The organism is Pseudomonas sp. YQ_5 (genome assembly GCF_043103305.1).
Classification (GTDB): Bacteria; Pseudomonadota; Gammaproteobacteria; order Pseudomonadales; family Pseudomonadaceae; genus Aquipseudomonas; species Aquipseudomonas putida_Y.
Map to the genome: position 1 here is coordinate 123,326 of NZ_JBICJS010000042.1, position 15,258 is coordinate 138,583.

Annotated in this window: 15 protein-coding genes; 4 read left to right on the forward strand and 11 right to left on the reverse strand. The window is 62.1% G+C overall.

What is annotated here, in order from left to right:
- Positions 1-41: 41 nt before the first annotated feature.
- Entirely contained in the window at positions 42-485 is a 444-nt protein-coding gene (gene cadR / locus ACF8EA_RS07465; protein WP_019439122.1) for a cadmium resistance transcriptional regulator CadR, read from the forward strand.
- Positions 486-602: 117 nt separating this feature from the next.
- Here the strand turns inward: cadR and ACF8EA_RS07470 are convergent, their stop codons facing one another.
- From ACF8EA_RS07470 to ACF8EA_RS07480, 3 genes are read right to left on the reverse strand one after another with little or no spacing between them, the layout of a single operon-like run.
- Entirely contained in the window at positions 603-1,574 is a 972-nt protein-coding gene (locus tag ACF8EA_RS07470) for a thymidylate synthase (RefSeq protein ID WP_028697543.1), read from the reverse strand.
- A 51-nt stretch (positions 1,575-1,625) separates the two neighbouring features.
- On the reverse strand, positions 1,626-2,432 hold the full coding sequence (gene lgt / locus ACF8EA_RS07475; RefSeq protein WP_010955678.1) for a prolipoprotein diacylglyceryl transferase: 807 nt from the start codon (positions 2,430-2,432) through the stop codon (positions 1,626-1,628).
- A 16-nt stretch (positions 2,433-2,448) separates the two neighbouring features.
- Entirely contained in the window at positions 2,449-3,231 is a 783-nt protein-coding gene (locus tag ACF8EA_RS07480; RefSeq protein ID WP_392521416.1) for a sulfite exporter TauE/SafE family protein, read from the reverse strand.
- Positions 3,232-3,362: 131 nt separating this feature from the next.
- Between ACF8EA_RS07480 and ACF8EA_RS07485 the strand changes: the two genes are divergently transcribed.
- The gene (locus ACF8EA_RS07485) at positions 3,363-4,109 is read left to right on the forward strand and encodes an NRDE family protein (protein WP_392521418.1); all 747 of its coding nucleotides are present in this window, start codon (positions 3,363-3,365) and stop codon (positions 4,107-4,109) included.
- A 143-nt stretch (positions 4,110-4,252) separates the two neighbouring features.
- Here ACF8EA_RS07485 and ptsP read toward each other — a convergent pair whose 3' ends face one another.
- Both ptsP and ACF8EA_RS07495 read right to left on the reverse strand, forming a co-directional pair.
- Positions 4,253-6,532 carry a phosphoenolpyruvate--protein phosphotransferase gene (gene ptsP, locus ACF8EA_RS07490; RefSeq protein ID WP_021783579.1) on the reverse strand — a complete coding sequence of 760 codons (2,280 nt, stop codon included), beginning with the start codon at positions 6,530-6,532 and terminating at the stop codon, positions 4,253-4,255.
- 22 nt (positions 6,533-6,554) lie between these two features.
- A complete protein-coding gene (locus ACF8EA_RS07495) occupies positions 6,555-7,034 on the reverse strand; it encodes an RNA pyrophosphohydrolase (protein ID WP_003249017.1) in 480 nt (159 codons plus the stop codon).
- Positions 7,035-7,175: 141 nt separating this feature from the next.
- Between ACF8EA_RS07495 and ACF8EA_RS07500 the strand changes: the two genes are divergently transcribed.
- Positions 7,176-7,832 (forward strand): HAD family hydrolase, encoded by a 657-nt coding sequence (locus ACF8EA_RS07500; RefSeq protein ID WP_392521419.1) that lies wholly within the window; start codon positions 7,176-7,178, stop codon positions 7,830-7,832.
- Between the two features lie 129 nt (positions 7,833-7,961).
- On the opposite strand, the gene ACF8EA_RS07505 is transcribed toward ACF8EA_RS07500, so the two are convergent.
- A complete protein-coding gene (locus tag ACF8EA_RS07505; RefSeq protein WP_021783577.1) occupies positions 7,962-8,387 on the reverse strand; it encodes a DUF2269 domain-containing protein in 426 nt (141 codons plus the stop codon).
- A gap of 147 nt (positions 8,388-8,534) precedes the next feature.
- Entirely contained in the window at positions 8,535-10,049 is a 1,515-nt protein-coding gene (gene ilvA / locus ACF8EA_RS07510; protein WP_003249006.1) for a threonine ammonia-lyase, biosynthetic, read from the reverse strand.
- Positions 10,050-10,182: 133 nt separating this feature from the next.
- Between ilvA and rpiA the strand changes: the two genes are divergently transcribed.
- Complete coding sequence (gene rpiA / locus ACF8EA_RS07515; protein ID WP_003249004.1) at positions 10,183-10,857, forward strand: ribose-5-phosphate isomerase RpiA; 675 nt, start codon at positions 10,183-10,185, stop codon at positions 10,855-10,857.
- 103 nt (positions 10,858-10,960) lie between these two features.
- Here the strand turns inward: rpiA and ACF8EA_RS07520 are convergent, their stop codons facing one another.
- From ACF8EA_RS07520 to ACF8EA_RS07535, 4 genes are all read right to left on the reverse strand, one after another.
- The gene (locus ACF8EA_RS07520) at positions 10,961-11,863 is read right to left on the reverse strand and encodes an SdiA-regulated domain-containing protein (protein ID WP_021783576.1); all 903 of its coding nucleotides are present in this window, start codon (positions 11,861-11,863) and stop codon (positions 10,961-10,963) included.
- A gap of 90 nt (positions 11,864-11,953) precedes the next feature.
- Positions 11,954-12,874, reverse strand: coding sequence for an SdiA-regulated domain-containing protein (locus ACF8EA_RS07525; RefSeq protein WP_021783575.1), 921 nt, complete (start codon positions 12,872-12,874; stop codon positions 11,954-11,956).
- A 228-nt stretch (positions 12,875-13,102) separates the two neighbouring features.
- On the reverse strand, positions 13,103-13,768 hold the full coding sequence (locus ACF8EA_RS07530) for a fumarylacetoacetate hydrolase family protein (RefSeq protein ID WP_010955685.1): 666 nt from the start codon (positions 13,766-13,768) through the stop codon (positions 13,103-13,105).
- Between the two features lie 26 nt (positions 13,769-13,794).
- Positions 13,795-15,192 (reverse strand): FAD-binding oxidoreductase, encoded by a 1,398-nt coding sequence (locus tag ACF8EA_RS07535; RefSeq protein ID WP_028697546.1) that lies wholly within the window; start codon positions 15,190-15,192, stop codon positions 13,795-13,797.
- Positions 15,193-15,258 lie beyond the last annotated feature (66 nt).

Consider the following 15,258-nt stretch of genomic DNA (forward strand, 5'->3'; position numbering starts at 1 on the left):
GTAGCCACTATAGGGTCAAGCCACTTGCTGGAGATTTCGCGATGAAGATCGGAGAACTGGCCAAAGCCACCGACTGCGCGGTGGAAACCATCCGCTACTACGAGCGTGAAAACCTGCTGCCGGAGCCGGCGCGCAGCGAGGGCAACTACCGGTTGTACACCCAGGCCCATGTGGAGCGGCTGACCTTCATCCGCAACTGCCGCACGCTGGACATGACCCTGGACGAAATTCGCAGCCTGCTACGCCTGCGCGACAGCCCCGCCGACGCGTGCGGCAGCGTCAATGCGCTGATCGACGAGCATATCGAGCATGTTCAGGCGCGGATCGATGGCTTGGTGGCATTGCAGGAGCAGCTGGTGGAGCTGCGGCGGCGCTGCAACGCGCAGGGGAGTGAATGCGCGATCTTGCAGCAACTGGAGACGAACGGGGCGGTATCGGTGCCGGATACCGAACATTCGCATGTGGGGCGCAGTCACGGGCATTGAGCCAAAAGCTTCGCGGGTGAACCCGCTCCCACAGGGACCGCGCACGACTTAGGCCTGTGCAGTACCCTGTGGAGCGGGTTCACCCGCGAAGAGGCCAGTTCAAACAATGAAGATCTATCAGACCGCCATCGGCGCTGTCATCGGCGCGTGGTGCTCATAACCTTCCAGCCAGAAATCACTCGGCTCGATCTTCTCCAGCCACTCCGGCTCATACTTGCCAGTTTCGGCAAATGCCGGCACACGGTCGCTGATGACCAGCTTCGGCGCCTCCAACGGCTCGCGCTGGAGCTGCTCGTTCAGCATGTCCAGATGGTTTTCATACACATGGGCATCGCCGATGAAGTAGGTGAACCAGCGCGGTGTATAGCCGGTCAGGCGGCCGAACAGCGACAGCAGCGCCGCACCTTCGGTGAGGTTGAACGGTGTGCCCAGCCCCAGGTCGTTGGAGCGGATGTAGAGGGTCAGGGAAATTTCCCTGGTCTCGACATTCGGGTGGAACTGGTACAGCAGGTGACACGGTGGCAGTGCCATTTCGTCCAGTTGCGCGCAGTTCCAGCCGTGGAACAGGATGCGGCGGCTACCCGGGTCGTTGGCGATGGTGTCCAGGCACTGGCGCACCTGATCGATCGCCTTATACAGGATGACGAACGCGACGCCGTCCTCTTCGTCCTGGGCAATGCGGCGGAAACCGGCTTGCTCGGCCATTTCGATGGCCGCCGGGTTGCTCAGCGGGATGCGCTTGTAGCCCGGCCACTGGCGCCATTGCACACCATAGATCTCGCCCAGGTCGTCATGGCCTTGGCGGAACGGGTTGGCCAGCCACTGGGCGTTTTCGTTGGCATTCTGGTCCCAGACCTTGCAGCCCAGCTCGCGGAACTCACCGGCGTTCTTCACGCCACGCAGGAAACCGACCATTTCACCGATCGCCGACTTGAACGCCAGCTTGCGCGTGGTAATGGCCGGAAAACCCTTCTGCAGATCGAAACGCAGCATCGCGCCCGGCAGGCTGATGGTGCGGATGCCGGTGCGGTTTCCTTGCAACGTGCCGTTGTCGATGACGTCGCGGACCAGGTCCAGATACTGTTTCATGGCTTACCTGTAGCAAAAACGGCAGGGGGATCGCCCCTGCCGTGGGATTAATCAGGCGGGTTTCGCCGTGGGCTTGCGATTATAAGCCCACCAGATCAAGACGAGGCCACCGACTATCATCGGAATGCACAGCAACTGGCCTTGAGTGAGCCAACCGAACGCGATGTAACCGAGTTGTGCATCCGGCACCCGGACAAACTCCACGGCAAAGCGGAAGATGCCGTAGCACAGCGAGAACATTCCCGACACCGCCATGGTCGGCCGTGGCTTGCGCGAGAACAGCCACAGGATGACGAACAACGCCACGCCCTCAAGGGCGAACTGGTAGAGCTGCGACGGGTGGCGTGGCAACTGGGCCGGGTCGCTGAACGGCGGGAAGATCATCGCCCATGGCACGTCGGTGGGTTTGCCCCACAGCTCGGCGTTGATGAAGTTGCCGATACGCCCGGCGCCCAGGCCAATCGGCACCAGCGGGGCGACGAAGTCCATCAGCTCGAAGAACGACTTGTTGTTGCGTTTGCCGAACCACAAGGCCGCCAGCATCACGCCGATGAAGCCGCCGTGGAACGACATACCGCCCTTCCACACTTCGAAGATCAGCGTCGGGTTGGCCAGGTAGGCGTGCAGGTCGTAGAACAGCACATAGCCCAGGCGCCCGCCGACAATCACCCCCATCGACAGCCAGAACACCAGGTCGGACAGCTTCTCGCGGTTCCAGGTGGGGTCGAAGCGGTTCAGCCGGCGTGAGGCCAGCAGCCAGGCACCGCCGATGCCGATCAGGTACATCAGGCCGTACCAATGGATTTTCAGCGGCCCGATGGCCAAGGCCACGGGGTCTATCTGCGGGTAAGGCAGCATGGAACTTCCTCTCGATTCAAATCAAAAAGCTGAGGCCGACACAGAACAGCAGGGCTGCGAACAGGCGTTTCAACAAACGTGGCGACAGCTTGTGCGCCAGGCGCGCGCCGAAGCGGGCAAAAAACATGCTGGTCACGGCAATGCCGACCAGCGCCGGCAGGTACACATAACCCAGGCTGTTAGGCGGCAGATGCTCCTCGTGCCATCCCAGCAGCATGAAGCTCAGGGCACTGGCCACAGCAATCGGCAGGCCACAGGCCGAGGACGTGGCCACTGCCTGCTGCATGGGCAGGCTGCGCCAGGTAAGGAACGGCACTGTCAGCGAGCCACCGCCAATGCCGAAAATGGCCGAAGCCCAGCCGATTACGCCGCCTGCGCCGATCAATGCGGGCTTGCCGGGGACGCCACGGCTGGCCTTGGGTTTGAGGTCCAGCGCCATCTGCGCGGCGATGACCAGGGCGAACACACCGATGATCTTCTGCAGCAGTGGGCCCTGGATCAGCGAAGCGGTCTTGGCACCGACACCGGCCCCCAGGAGGATGCCGATGGTCATCCAGATGAAGATCGGCCATTGCACCGCGCGCTTGCGGTGGTGCTCCCGCACGGCGTTGATCGAAGTGAAGACGATGGTGGCCAATGACGTGCCGACGGCCAGGTGGGTCAGCACCGAAGCGTCGAAACCCTGCAGGGTAAAGCTGAACACCAGCACCGGCACGATGATGATACCGCCGCCCACGCCGAACAGCCCGGCCAGCACACCGGCACAGGCGCCCAACAACAGATAGAGCACGAATTCCATTCGGCTTCCCCTAGAAAATCAATCCGGCATGGTAACGGAAGCCGGGCTCGGGGCTCTAGTGAACTCTGTGTCAGGATGGATCCGCACTGCTCCTGTGGGTACAGTGACAAAAAAACACGGAGGCCCACCCCATGTGCCTGATCGTATTTGCCTGGCGGCCGGGGCACGCCCTGCCGTTGATCGTGGCGGCCAACCGCGACGAATTCTATGCCCGCCCCACTCAGCCCCTGGCGGCCTGGGAGGATGCACCTGGGGTGCATGCCGGGCGCGACCTGGAGGCAGGCGGTACCTGGCTGGGCGTAGGCCCACAGCAGCGCTTTGCCGCGCTGACCAACATCCGCGACCCGGGCCAGGCGCCGGGGCCTCGCTCGCGGGGTGAGCTGGTGGCGGCGTTTCTGCAAGGGGAGCTGGGGGTCGAGGCTTACCTGGACCAGGTGACCAGCCGTAGCGGGCAGTACTCGGGGTTCAACCTGCTGGTGGGTGACGGGCAGCAACTGGGTTATCTGCATGCCCGTGAGGCCACGCCGCGCCTGCTGAAGGCTGGGGTTTACGGGCTTTCGAACGCCGGGCTGGATACACCGTGGCCGAAACTGGTGAAGGCACGTGACGGGCTGCAGAGCCTGCTGGACACACCGGAGCCGCACAGGCTGCTGGCATTACTTGCGGATAACGAGCCCGCGGCTGATGGTGATCTACCCGAGACAGGCGTGGGGTTGGCAACCGAGAAGTTGCTGTCGAGCGTGTTCATCGCCAGCCAGAATTACGGGACCCGGGCGAGTACAGTGCTGATTGTGGATGATCAGGGGCGAAGGCGGCTGGTTGAGCGCAGTTTCGGGCCTTTTGGCGGGCATTTGGGGGAAATTGAGTTGCTGGCCTGAGCATTTGATGTTGTCTGTTCGGGCCTCTTGGCGGGTAACCCCGCTCCTACAACGGCCTGTGCCGGGCCACCGATGTTTGCCCCCCCCGCTCCGCGCGTAGGAGCGGGTTTACCCACGAAGAGCCCGAACAGGCAAACGCTCAGTCAGAGGGTCTTGTTGGCCTCAGGCCCGATCATCCGCGCCAACCCAAGGTTCTTCAAGGCCAGTTGCAGCGAGCTGTGGATAACCTGCGGGTTGTCATGGCTCAAGGCCTCGGCCAGCAGCTCCTTGGCCTTGCCCATATTGATCTGGCGAAGCATCCACTTGACCTTCGGCAGGTTGGTGGCGTTCATCGACAGGCTGTCAAAGCCCATGGCCATCAACAGGACTGACGCTGCCGGGTCACCGGCCATCTCGCCGCAGATGCTCACCGGCTTGCCTTCGCCATGGGCGTCACGCACCACCGTGTTCAGCGCCTGCAGTACCGCCGGGTGCAGGTAGTCGTACAGGTCGGCAACCCGCGGGTTGTTGCGGTCCACCGCCAGCAGGTACTGGGTCAGGTCGTTGGAGCCGACCGACAGGAAATCCACCTGCCGCGCCAGTTCCTTGGTCTGGTACACCGCCGCTGGAATTTCCACCATTACACCCACGGGCGGCATCGGTACATCGGTACCTTCATCACGCACTTCACCCCAGGCGCGGTGGATCAGGTGCAGCGCCTCTTCCAGCTCGTGAATGCCGGAAATCATCGGCAGCAGGATACGCAGGTTGTTCAGGCCCTCGCTGGCCTTGAGCATGGCGCGGGTCTGTACCAGGAAGATTTCCGGGTGGTCGAGGGTGACGCGGATGCCGCGCCAGCCGAGGAACGGGTTTTCTTCCTTGATCGGGAAGTACGACAGCGCCTTGTCACCACCGATGTCGAGGGTTCGCATGGTCACCGGCAGCGGGTGGAAGGCCGCCAGCTGCTCACGGTAGATGGCCAGCTGCTCTTTCTCACTGGGGAAGCGCTGGTTGATCATGAACGGCACTTCAGTGCGGTACAGGCCTACCCCTTCGGCACCGCGCTGCTGGGCACGGGCCACGTCAGCGAGCAGGCCGGTGTTGACCCACAGGGGCATGCGGTGGCCGTCGGGGGTGATGCACGGAAGTTCGCGCAGTGCATCCAGCCCTTGGGCCAGCTGGCGCTCCTCCTCGACCACTTCGCTGTACTGCTTGCGCAGCACTTCGCTGGGGTTGGTGAACACTTCGCCCTTGTAGCCGTCGACGATCAGTTCAATACCGTCGACTTTGGAGTACGGCAGGTCGACCAGGCCCATCACCGTGGGGATGCCCATGGCCCGCGCGAGGATGGCGACGTGGGAGTTGCCCGAGCCGAGTACCGAGACCAGGCCGACCAGCTTGCCTTCCGGCACTTCACCGAGCATGGCCGGTGTCAGTTCCTCACTGACCAGGATGGTGTTGTCGGCATACACCAGCGACTGCGAACGTGCTTCCTGCAGGTACGCCAGCAGGCGCCGCCCCAGGTCCTTGACGTCGGAGGCACGCTCACGCAGGTAGTCATCGTCCATCAGTTCGAAGCGGTTGACGTGCTCACCAACCACCTGGCGCAGGGCGCCCTGGGCCCATTGGCCGGTCTTGATGACCTCGGTCACCTCTCCGCCCAAGGCTGCGTCTTCAAGCATCATCAGATACACATCGAACAGCGCGCGCTCTTCCGGGCGCAGCTGGGTGGCGAGCTTGGCCGACAGCTTGCGCATGTCGTCGCGCACACCTTCCAGGGCGTTCTGGAACAGCCTGAGTTCGGCGTCGATATCATCGACGGTCTTGTCCGGGACCACTTCCAGATCGGCCGGCGGCAACATCACCACCGCACGCCCCACGGCGGCGCCAGGCGACCCCGGCACACCCACGAAGCGCGCCTCCTGGATACCTTTGCCCTGACGGCCCAGGCCACGGATCGAGCCGGTAGCCTCGGCGTGGGCGATAACCCCGGCAAGCTGGGCGCTCATGGTGACCAGGAAGGCTTCTTCGCCCTCGTCGAACTGGCGGCGCTCCTTTTGCTGGATGACCAGTACACCGACCACACGGCGGTGGTGGATGATTGGCGCACCCAGGAAGGAGGCGAATTTCTCTTCGCCGGTTTCGGCAAAGTAGCGGTAACGCGGGTGGTCGGCAGCGTTTTCCAGGTTCAGCGGCTCTTCCCGGGTACCGACCAGGCCAACCAGGCCTTCGTTGGGGGCCATGCTGACCTTGCCGATGGAGCGCTTGTTCAGGCCTTCGGTAGCCATCAGCACGAAGCGGTTGGTTTCCGGGTCGAGCAGGTAGACCGAGCAGACCTGGCTGCCCATGGCTTCCTTGACGCGCAAGACAATGATCCCCAACGCCGACTTGAGATCTTTGGCGGAGTTTACTTCCTGGACGATCTTGCGCAGCGTATTGAGCATGGCTCGGGGTCGAACTCCGTCGTCAGTCGCGCGTCAACAGACGCGGTGCTAGCTCTTTCAGGGCGCGTCGGTACACCTCGCGCTTGAATGTCACAACCTGGCCCAGCGGATACCAATAGCTCACCCAGCGCCAGCCGTCGAATTCCGGCTTGCCGGTCAGGTCCATTCGCACCCGTTGTTCATTGCTGACCAGGCGCAGCAGGAACCATTTCTGCTTCTGGCCGATGCACAGCGGCTGGCTGTGAGTACGTACCAACCGCTGTGGTAAACGATAACGCAACCAGCCACGGGTGCAGGCAAGAATTTCTACATCATCGCGTTCAAGGCCAACTTCTTCGTTCAGCTCGCGGTACAGGGCATCTTCCGGCGTCTCGTCAGGGTTGATTCCGCCCTGGGGGAATTGCCAGGCATCCTGGTTGATCCGTCGAGCCCATAGCACCTGCCCGGCATCATTCGTGAGAATGATCCCGACATTGGGGCGAAAACCATCCGGGTCGATCACGGCAGCAACCTCGCAAACGCATGTCAACGCATTGTTCCACAAAGCTTGCGAGCGCAGCAACGCGCCCGCCAAGCTTATGTGCAGCTGCGTGAAAACTCCGTATTCTGCGGGCCTACCCTGTGGCTGATGCGAGTGACCGCGATGCGCCTGGCTTTATTCGACCTGGACAATACCCTCCTCGGTGGCGACAGCGACCATGCCTGGGGTGACTATCTTTGCGAGCGCGGCATTCTCGACCCGGTCGCCTACAAGCAACGCAACGACAGCTTCTACCAGAACTACCTCGATGGCACCCTGGACCTGCAGGCCTACCTGGCCTTTTCCATGGAAATCCTGGCGGCAACACCCAGGGCCAAGCTCGACGAATGGCACCGCGATTTCATGCGCGACTGCATCGAGCCCATCATCCTGCCCAGGGCCCTGGCCTTGCTGCAGCAGCACCGCGAGGCGGGCGACCAACTGGTGATCATCACCGCTACCAACCGCTTCGTTACCGCACCGATCGCCCGACGCCTGGGGGTGCGGGTGTTGCTGGCAACCGAATGCGAGGTGCGCGACGGCCGCTATACCGGGCGTAGTACCGATATACCGTGTTTCCGTGAAGGCAAAGTGACGCGGCTGGAGCGCTGGATGCTGGAGAACGGCTTTGACCTTGAGGACAGCTACTTCTATAGCGACTCGATGAATGACCTGCCGTTGTTGCAGCGGGTGACGCATGCAGTGGCAGTGGACCCGGCCCCGGACCTGCGGGCCGAGGCGGATAAGCGCGGGTGGCCGGTGATCTCGCTGCGGGATTGAGGTTTCGCGTGCCGGCCTTTTCGCGGGCACGCCCGCTCCCACAGGAATCACCACAGGCCTTGAGGGCTGCGCTGTACCTGTAGGAGCGGGTTCACCCGCGAAGAGGCCGGCACAGGCAATCCAGGCCTGTCAGACCGGCTTGGCCCCCATCAGCCCGGCAATGGACAGGAAGCAAACCCCACTGAATACCGCCAGCGCCAGAGTAAACCGCAACCCCACCACCTCGGCCTTGCGCAGCCGGTTCAGCCGCACCAGCAGCCACCACACGGCAAACGCGCCGAATGTATAGATGACACTGGATGCCAACACCCAGGTCTGCCCCAGTGGCCAGCCCACCAGGTGTACCAACCACCAGCCGGTGAACGGCATGCTCACCAGGCACAGGCCCATCACCAGCCAGACGAACACCAACGGCCGGCGCAGCAGCTTGGCGTAGGCTTCGGCATCGCCCTGGCGGCGGGCGCGCCAGGTCCAGATCGCCAGGCCCAGGGCGCCCAGAAACAGCAGCGCGGTGGCAACGATGTGCAAGGTCTTGAGCGTGGTCAGGTGTTCCATGTCTCGGTCGTCCTTAAACTGGCATTTTGCGGTAGCTTCTTCGCGGGCTTACCCGCTCCTGCCAAGGTATCTCAGGCCTTGAGGCCTGCGCAGTACCTGTGGGAGCGGGCAAGCCCGCGAAAGGGCCATCAGCCCTAGCTTAGCCGCTCAGCCCAGGAACAGTTTGTAGGCCGGGTTTTCGGTCTCGTCCCAGTACGGGTAACCGATCTTGGCCAGCGCTGCCGGCACCAGGTGACGTTCGTCCTCCGGCACCTGCAGCCCAGCCACCACGCGCCCGTCAGCCGCGCCATGGTTGCGGTAGTGGAACATCGAGATGTTCCAGCGCCCGCCCAGCTTGTTGAGGAAGTTGAACAGCGCCCCTGGCCGTTCGGGGAATTCGAAGCGCAGCACCATTTCGTCACTGGCACCGGCCGAGTGGCCGCCGACCATATGACGAATATGCAGCTTGGCCAGTTCGTTGTCGGTCAGATCGGTAACCGGGAAACCCTGTTCGGTCAGTTGCTGCACCAGCGCCGCGCGGGGGTCGTTTTCCGGGTGGGTCTGCACCCCAACGAAGATATGCGCTTCGTCAGAGGTGTGCTTGCGGTAGTTGAACTCAGTGATCTGACGCTTGCCGATAGCCTCGCAGAAGGCCTTGAAGCTACCCGGGCGCTCAGGGATGGTCACGGCGATGATCGCCTCGCGCTTCTCACCCAGCTCGGCACGCTCGGCCACATGGCGCAGGCGATCGAAGTTGACGTTGGCACCGGAGTCGATGGCCACCAGGGTCTGGCCGCTGACGCCGTAGAGCTCGACGTACTTCTTGATGCCCGCCACACCCAACGCGCCGGCAGGCTCGGTGATCGAGCGGGTATCGTCGTAGATATCCTTGATTGCCGCGCAGATTTCATCGGTACTGACGGTGACGACTTCGTCCACATGGTGGCGGCAGATATCGAAGGTGTGCTGGCCAATCTGCGCCACCGCCACGCCGTCGGCGAATAGCCCGACCTGCGGCAACACCACGCGCTCACCGGCGGCCATGGCTGCCTGCAGGCAGTTGGAATCGTCCGGCTCGACGCCGATTACCTTGATTTCCGGGCGCAGGTACTTCACATAGGCGGCAATGCCGGCGATCAGGCCGCCACCGCCCACCGGGACGAAGATCGCGTCTAGCTGGCCAGGGTGCTGGCGCAGGATTTCCATGGCGACGGTGCCCTGCCCGGCGATGGTGTGCGGATCATCGTAAGGGTGAACGTAGACGAAGCCCTTTTCATCGACCAGTTTCAGCGAATAGGCCAGCGCCTCAGGGAACGAGTCGCCATGCAGCACCACCTTGCCACCGCGCGAGCGCACGCCTTCGACCTTGATTTCCGGGGTGGTCTTGGGCATCACGATGGTGGCCTTGATGCCCATTTCGCGCGCGGCCAGGGCCAGGCCTTGGGCGTGGTTGCCGGCAGAGGCGGTCACCACGCCACGGGCCAGTTCTTCCGGGCTCAGCTGGGCCAGCTTGTTATACGCGCCGCGGATCTTGAACGAGAACACTGGCTGCAGGTCTTCGCGCTTGAGCAAAATCTGGTTGCCCAGGCGCTTGCTCAGCTGCCCGGCGCTCTGCAACGGGGTTTCGACGGCAACGTCATAGACGCGCGAGGTGAGGATCTTCTTGACGTACTGTTCGAGCATCGGGAAAGCATCACTGGGCCGCGGGACGAGGGCTGGGAGTCTACCCTAGCGCTACGTCGGGCGACCACAGCAAAGCCGTGCGAGCCGTTATACTAGGTGACTTTGAAACCGCCCTGCCCCTTCCGGAGCCCGCATGACCCAGGACCAACTCAAACAGGCCGTCGCCCAGGCCGCTGTCGACTTCATTCTGCCCAAGCTGGATGAAAAGAGCGTCGTAGGCGTCGGTACCGGTTCGACCGCCAACTTCTTCATCGATGCCCTGGCTCAGCACAAGACCGCTTTCGACGGTGCAGTCGCCAGCTCCGAAGCCACTGCCCAGCGCCTGAAAGGCCATGGCATCCCGGTCTACGAACTGAACAGCGTCAGCGAGCTTGAGTTCTACGTGGACGGCGCCGATGAGAGCGACGCACACCTGCACCTGATCAAGGGCGGCGGCGCAGCCCTGACCCGCGAAAAGATCGTCGCAGCCGTGGCCAAGACCTTCATCTGCATCGCCGACGGCAGCAAGCTGGTGCCGGTACTGGGGGCCTTCCCCCTGCCGGTCGAAGTGATCCCCATGGCCCGCAGCCATGTGGCACGTCAGCTGGTGAAGCTGGGTGGCGACCCGGTGTACCGTGAAGGCGTGGTCACCGACAACGGCAACGTGATCCTGGATGTGTACAACCTGCAGATCACCAACCCGGTGGAGCTGGAAGCGCAGATCAACGCCATCGTCGGCGTGGTGACCAACGGTCTGTTCGCGGCGCGACCAGCGGATCTGCTGTTGCTGGGCACCGCTGAGGGCGTGAAGAGCCTGAAGGCCGAGTAACGTTCTTCGCGGGCAAGCCCGCTCCCACAGGTACCCCACAAGCCTGGAACCGTGGCGATCCCTGTAGGAGCGGGTTTACCCGCGAATAGGCCCTGACAGGCGATCAGTCAGCCGGCTGCTTGAACACATAGAACAGGTTCGGCTCACTGACCAGGTAAATGGTCCCCGCTTCATCCATCGCAATACCCTCTGCCTGCGGCACCGTCGCCTGCAACCCCTGGAAGCCCTTGCGCAACGACAAGGTACTCAGCGGCTGGCCCTGTACATCCAGCTCCAGCACCAGCCGCGACTCGTCCGACAGCGCCAGCAGATGCCCACTGCGCTCATCGAACTGCAAACTCGAAAGGTCCCTCACAAATAGCCGTGAATCGCGCTTGCGGTCCTGCACCACATGCACGGCGTAGGGCTTTTCCGGGTTGTCATGCGGGAAGCCATGCACCTCATAGATCAGCATCGGGTCACGCTCCTTTGCCACGAACAGGCGCTTGCCCGCTGAATCGTAGGCCAGGCCCTCGAAGCCCTTGTTGCCATTGAGGCCAATGCCCAACGTCAGCTGTTCGGCATCACCGGCATCGAGAAACAGCGTGTCGTCTTCCAGTCGTACGCGAATCAGCCGCTGCTGACGCTCGTCGGTAATCACATAGCTGTTTGGCCCAACGTACTCCACCGCCTCCGGGTCGCCGAAGCCAGTCAGCGGCACACGTCGCAGGATACGACCGTCCAGCGACAGCTCGATCAGCTCCGAACGTGCATTGGTGACTGTGAAGAGGGTTTTGCGGTCAGGGTCGTAGGTCAGCGCCGAAATGTCATCATCCAGCCCTTCGATCGGTTGCGCCTCCAGCACCACCCGGTAGCGATCCAGGCCAATGCTGCGCTCCACAGGCTGCCACCATGTCTTCAGATTGAACCAGCCACGCTCGAACAGGCGAAACTCCTGCCCAGCCCAGCCAAGCAGGAGCAGACCAACGGCAGCCAGAACAAGGAGCAGGCGAACAAAACGACGCATAGGGACAGACTCGACACAAGGATGGCGAATCTAATCATGAATGGCTGAAGCAAAGCTTAATGCAAGCGTCAGGCAAATCTGATGATGTTGTCAGTTCTTCTTGAAACGATAGAAAAGCGCCGGCTCGCTGACCATGTAAAGGTTGCCCTTGTCGTCCATGGCCACCCCTTCAGCCCGCGGAATGGTGTCTTCAAGCCCGTTGAAGCCGCCCAGCAGCGTCATGAAGCTGACTTGCTGGCCCTGCTCGTCCAGCTCCAGCAGCATGTTGGAGTCGGCCGAAAGCACCAGCAAGTGGCCAGTACGCGGGTCGACACCCAGCGCAGACAGGTTGCGCAAGTCGAGTTCATCGCTCGGCAACGACTGTTTGTCACCCTGGAGCGGGCTGCGGCCATCGGTACTCCAGGTGTACAGCTTGGGCGGGCGCTCCTCGCCAATGATCAGGCGCTGGCGCAGCGGGTCCCAGGCGACGGCCTCAAAGCCCTTGTTGCTTTTGACCGACGGGCCCAGGTCGTAGCTCGGGAAGTCGTCGTGATTCAGTGCCGTGGTCTGCGCGTCCACCTTGACCACGGTCAGATCGTGCAGGCGCTCGTCAGTGATGGCCAGGTTGCCGTCTTCCAGCACCGCGACGCCTTCGGGGTTGTTCCAGCCGTTGAGCGGGATCTTGCGCAGTACATCGCCCTCCAGGCTCAGCTCGACCAGGATCGGGTTCTTGCCCATGACCGCAAACAGGGTGCGGGTTTGCGGGTTGAAGGCCACATCCGAGGCTTCATCATCGTCCATGCCCGGCAGCGGTTTGGCGTCGATGTCCACCTGGTAATCCGGCAACCAAACGCTCTCGCTACGCTCGGCGGTGCTTTCGAAGCTTTCTTTTACCCACAGTGCACCGCGGTCATCCCAGTGCATGGCCACCGCCACGCCATAGCCGATCACCGCCGCCACGGCCAGGCCGAAGGGCCAGCGCAGGTAGAAGCGACGCTTGGGGGTTACCGGGGCGCTGGAGGAGGATGGCATGCAGTGATCCTGGGAAAATGGGCGTAGGTGCGCGCATTATCCGGATTGGGTGTGAAAAATCGGTAAACAGGGCCGGCCCATTCGCGGGCATGCCCGCTCCCACAGGGATCGCGCCAGCTTTTAGAAATTGAGCAAGACAGTTGCTCCCACAAGGTTCTCCACAGGCCTGAAGCCTGTGATATCCCGTGGGAGCGGGTTTACCCGCGAAGAAGGCGACGCGGTTTCGAGTTAAAGCACCCGGCTTTCGAAGCGGCTCACACCCGGCAGCTCCAGCACCAACTCGTCACCAACGTTGAACGGCCCAACGCCCGCCGGGGTACCGGTGAGGATCACATCCCCCGCCTGCAACGAGAAATGCGCTGCCATGTACTGAATCATCGGCACGATCGGGTTCAGCATCATCGCGCTATTACCATCCTGGCGTACTTCGCCGTTCACGGTCAGGCGCACCGGGATATCTGTCACGTCCTCGAAGCTGGCGGCCGAGACGAACGGTGGCAGCACGCAAGCGCCGTCAAAGCACTTGGCCAGCTCCCAAGGCAGGCCCTTTTCCTTCAGCTTGGCCTGCACGTCGCGCAGGGTCAGGTCCAGCGCCGGCGCGTAACCGGAAATGGCGTCCAGCACCTCTTCCTCGCTCGGATGGGTCGACAGCGGCTTGCCCAGCAATACGGCGATTTCAACCTCATAGTGCACCGACCCACGCTCGGCCGGGATCTTGAAGCCACCTTCGGCCGGCACCACGCAGCTGCCTGGCTTGATGAACAGCAGCGGCTCGGTGGGGATCGGGTTGTCCAGTTCCTTGGCATGCTCGGCATAGTTACGGCCGATGCACACCACCTTGCCCAGGGGGAAGTGAATGCGCGTGCCGTCTACGTACTGGTGCTGGTAACTCATGGCCGACTCCTTCTGGATACTGCTTTTTATTCAGGTGCGAAGATCTTACCCGGATTCATGATGCCGTTAGGGTCAAACACGGCCTTTATTGCCTTCATGCAGGCGATTTCTTCGGGGGAGCGGCTGTAGCCCAGGTAGTCACGCTTGGTCATGCCTACGCCATGCTCCGCAGAAATCGACCCGTTGTAACGCTCGACGATCTCGAACACCCACTTGTTGACCTTGGCACACGAAGCGAAGAAGTCGTCCTTGCTCATATGTTCAGGCTTGAGGATGTTCAGGTGCAGGTTGCCGTCACCAATATGGCCGTACCACACCACTTCATAGTCCGGATAATGTTCTGAGACGATGGCGTCGATATCGCGCAGGAACGCAGGCACTTTCGAGACAGTGACGGAAATGTCGTTCTTGTACGGTGTCCAGTGCGAGATGGTTTCCGACAGGTACTCGCGCAGCTTCCACAGGTTTTTCAGCTGGGTTTCGCTCTGGCTCATCACCCCATCCAGCACCCAACCCTGCTCGACGCAATGCTCGAAGGTAGCCAATGCTTCGTTGGCAACGTCTTCAGTGCTGGCCTCGAACTCCAGCAGCGCATAGAACGGGCAATCAGTCGCGAACGGCGCAGGTACATCGCCGCGCGCAAGGATCTTGGCCAGCCCCTTGTCGGAAAAGAACTCGAAAGCGGTCAGGTCCAGCTTGCCCTGGAAAGCGTGCAGCACCGGCATGATCGAGTCGAAGTCCGGTGTGCCCAGCACCATGGCGGTGAGGTTGCGCGGTGCGCGGTCCAGGCGCATGGTGGCCTCGACCACGAAGCCCAGCGTACCCTCGGCACCAATGAACAGCTGCCGCAGGTCGTAACCGGTGGCGTTCTTGATCAGGTCCCTGTTCAGTTCCAGCAACTCGCCCTTGCCGGTGACCACTTTCAGCCCGGCCACCCAGTTGCGGGTCATGCCGTAGCGGATCACCTTGATTCCGCCGGCATTGGTGCCGATATTGCCGCCAATCTGGCTGGAGCCGCTGGAAGCGAAGTCCACCGGGTAATACAGGCCTTGCTCTTCGGCGAAGGTTTGCAACTGGCGGGTGATGACCCCTGGCTGGCAAACCACAGTGCGGTCGAAGGCATTGAAGCCAAGGATCTGGTTCATGTAGTCGAAGGCGACCACAACCTCACCATTGGCCGCCACCGCACCAGCAGAAAGCCCGGTACGCCCGCCAGAGGGCACCAGCGCCACCTGGTGCGCATTGGCCCAGTGCACAATGGCTTGCACCTGTTCTACCGTTTTGGGAAAGACGATGGCGCTGGGCGCGGGCGGGTAATGCTTGGTCCAGTCCTTGCCATACGCTTCGAGGGAAACCGGGTCAGTCAGGACCTTGCCCGGGTCGACAAGGGTCATCAGTTCTTCAATAACAGCGGGGCGGGTCATCGCTGGAACTCTCGACTTATTCATGGTCACCCTGAGCACTCTTCAACTGTCGGGATAAGCTCAGAT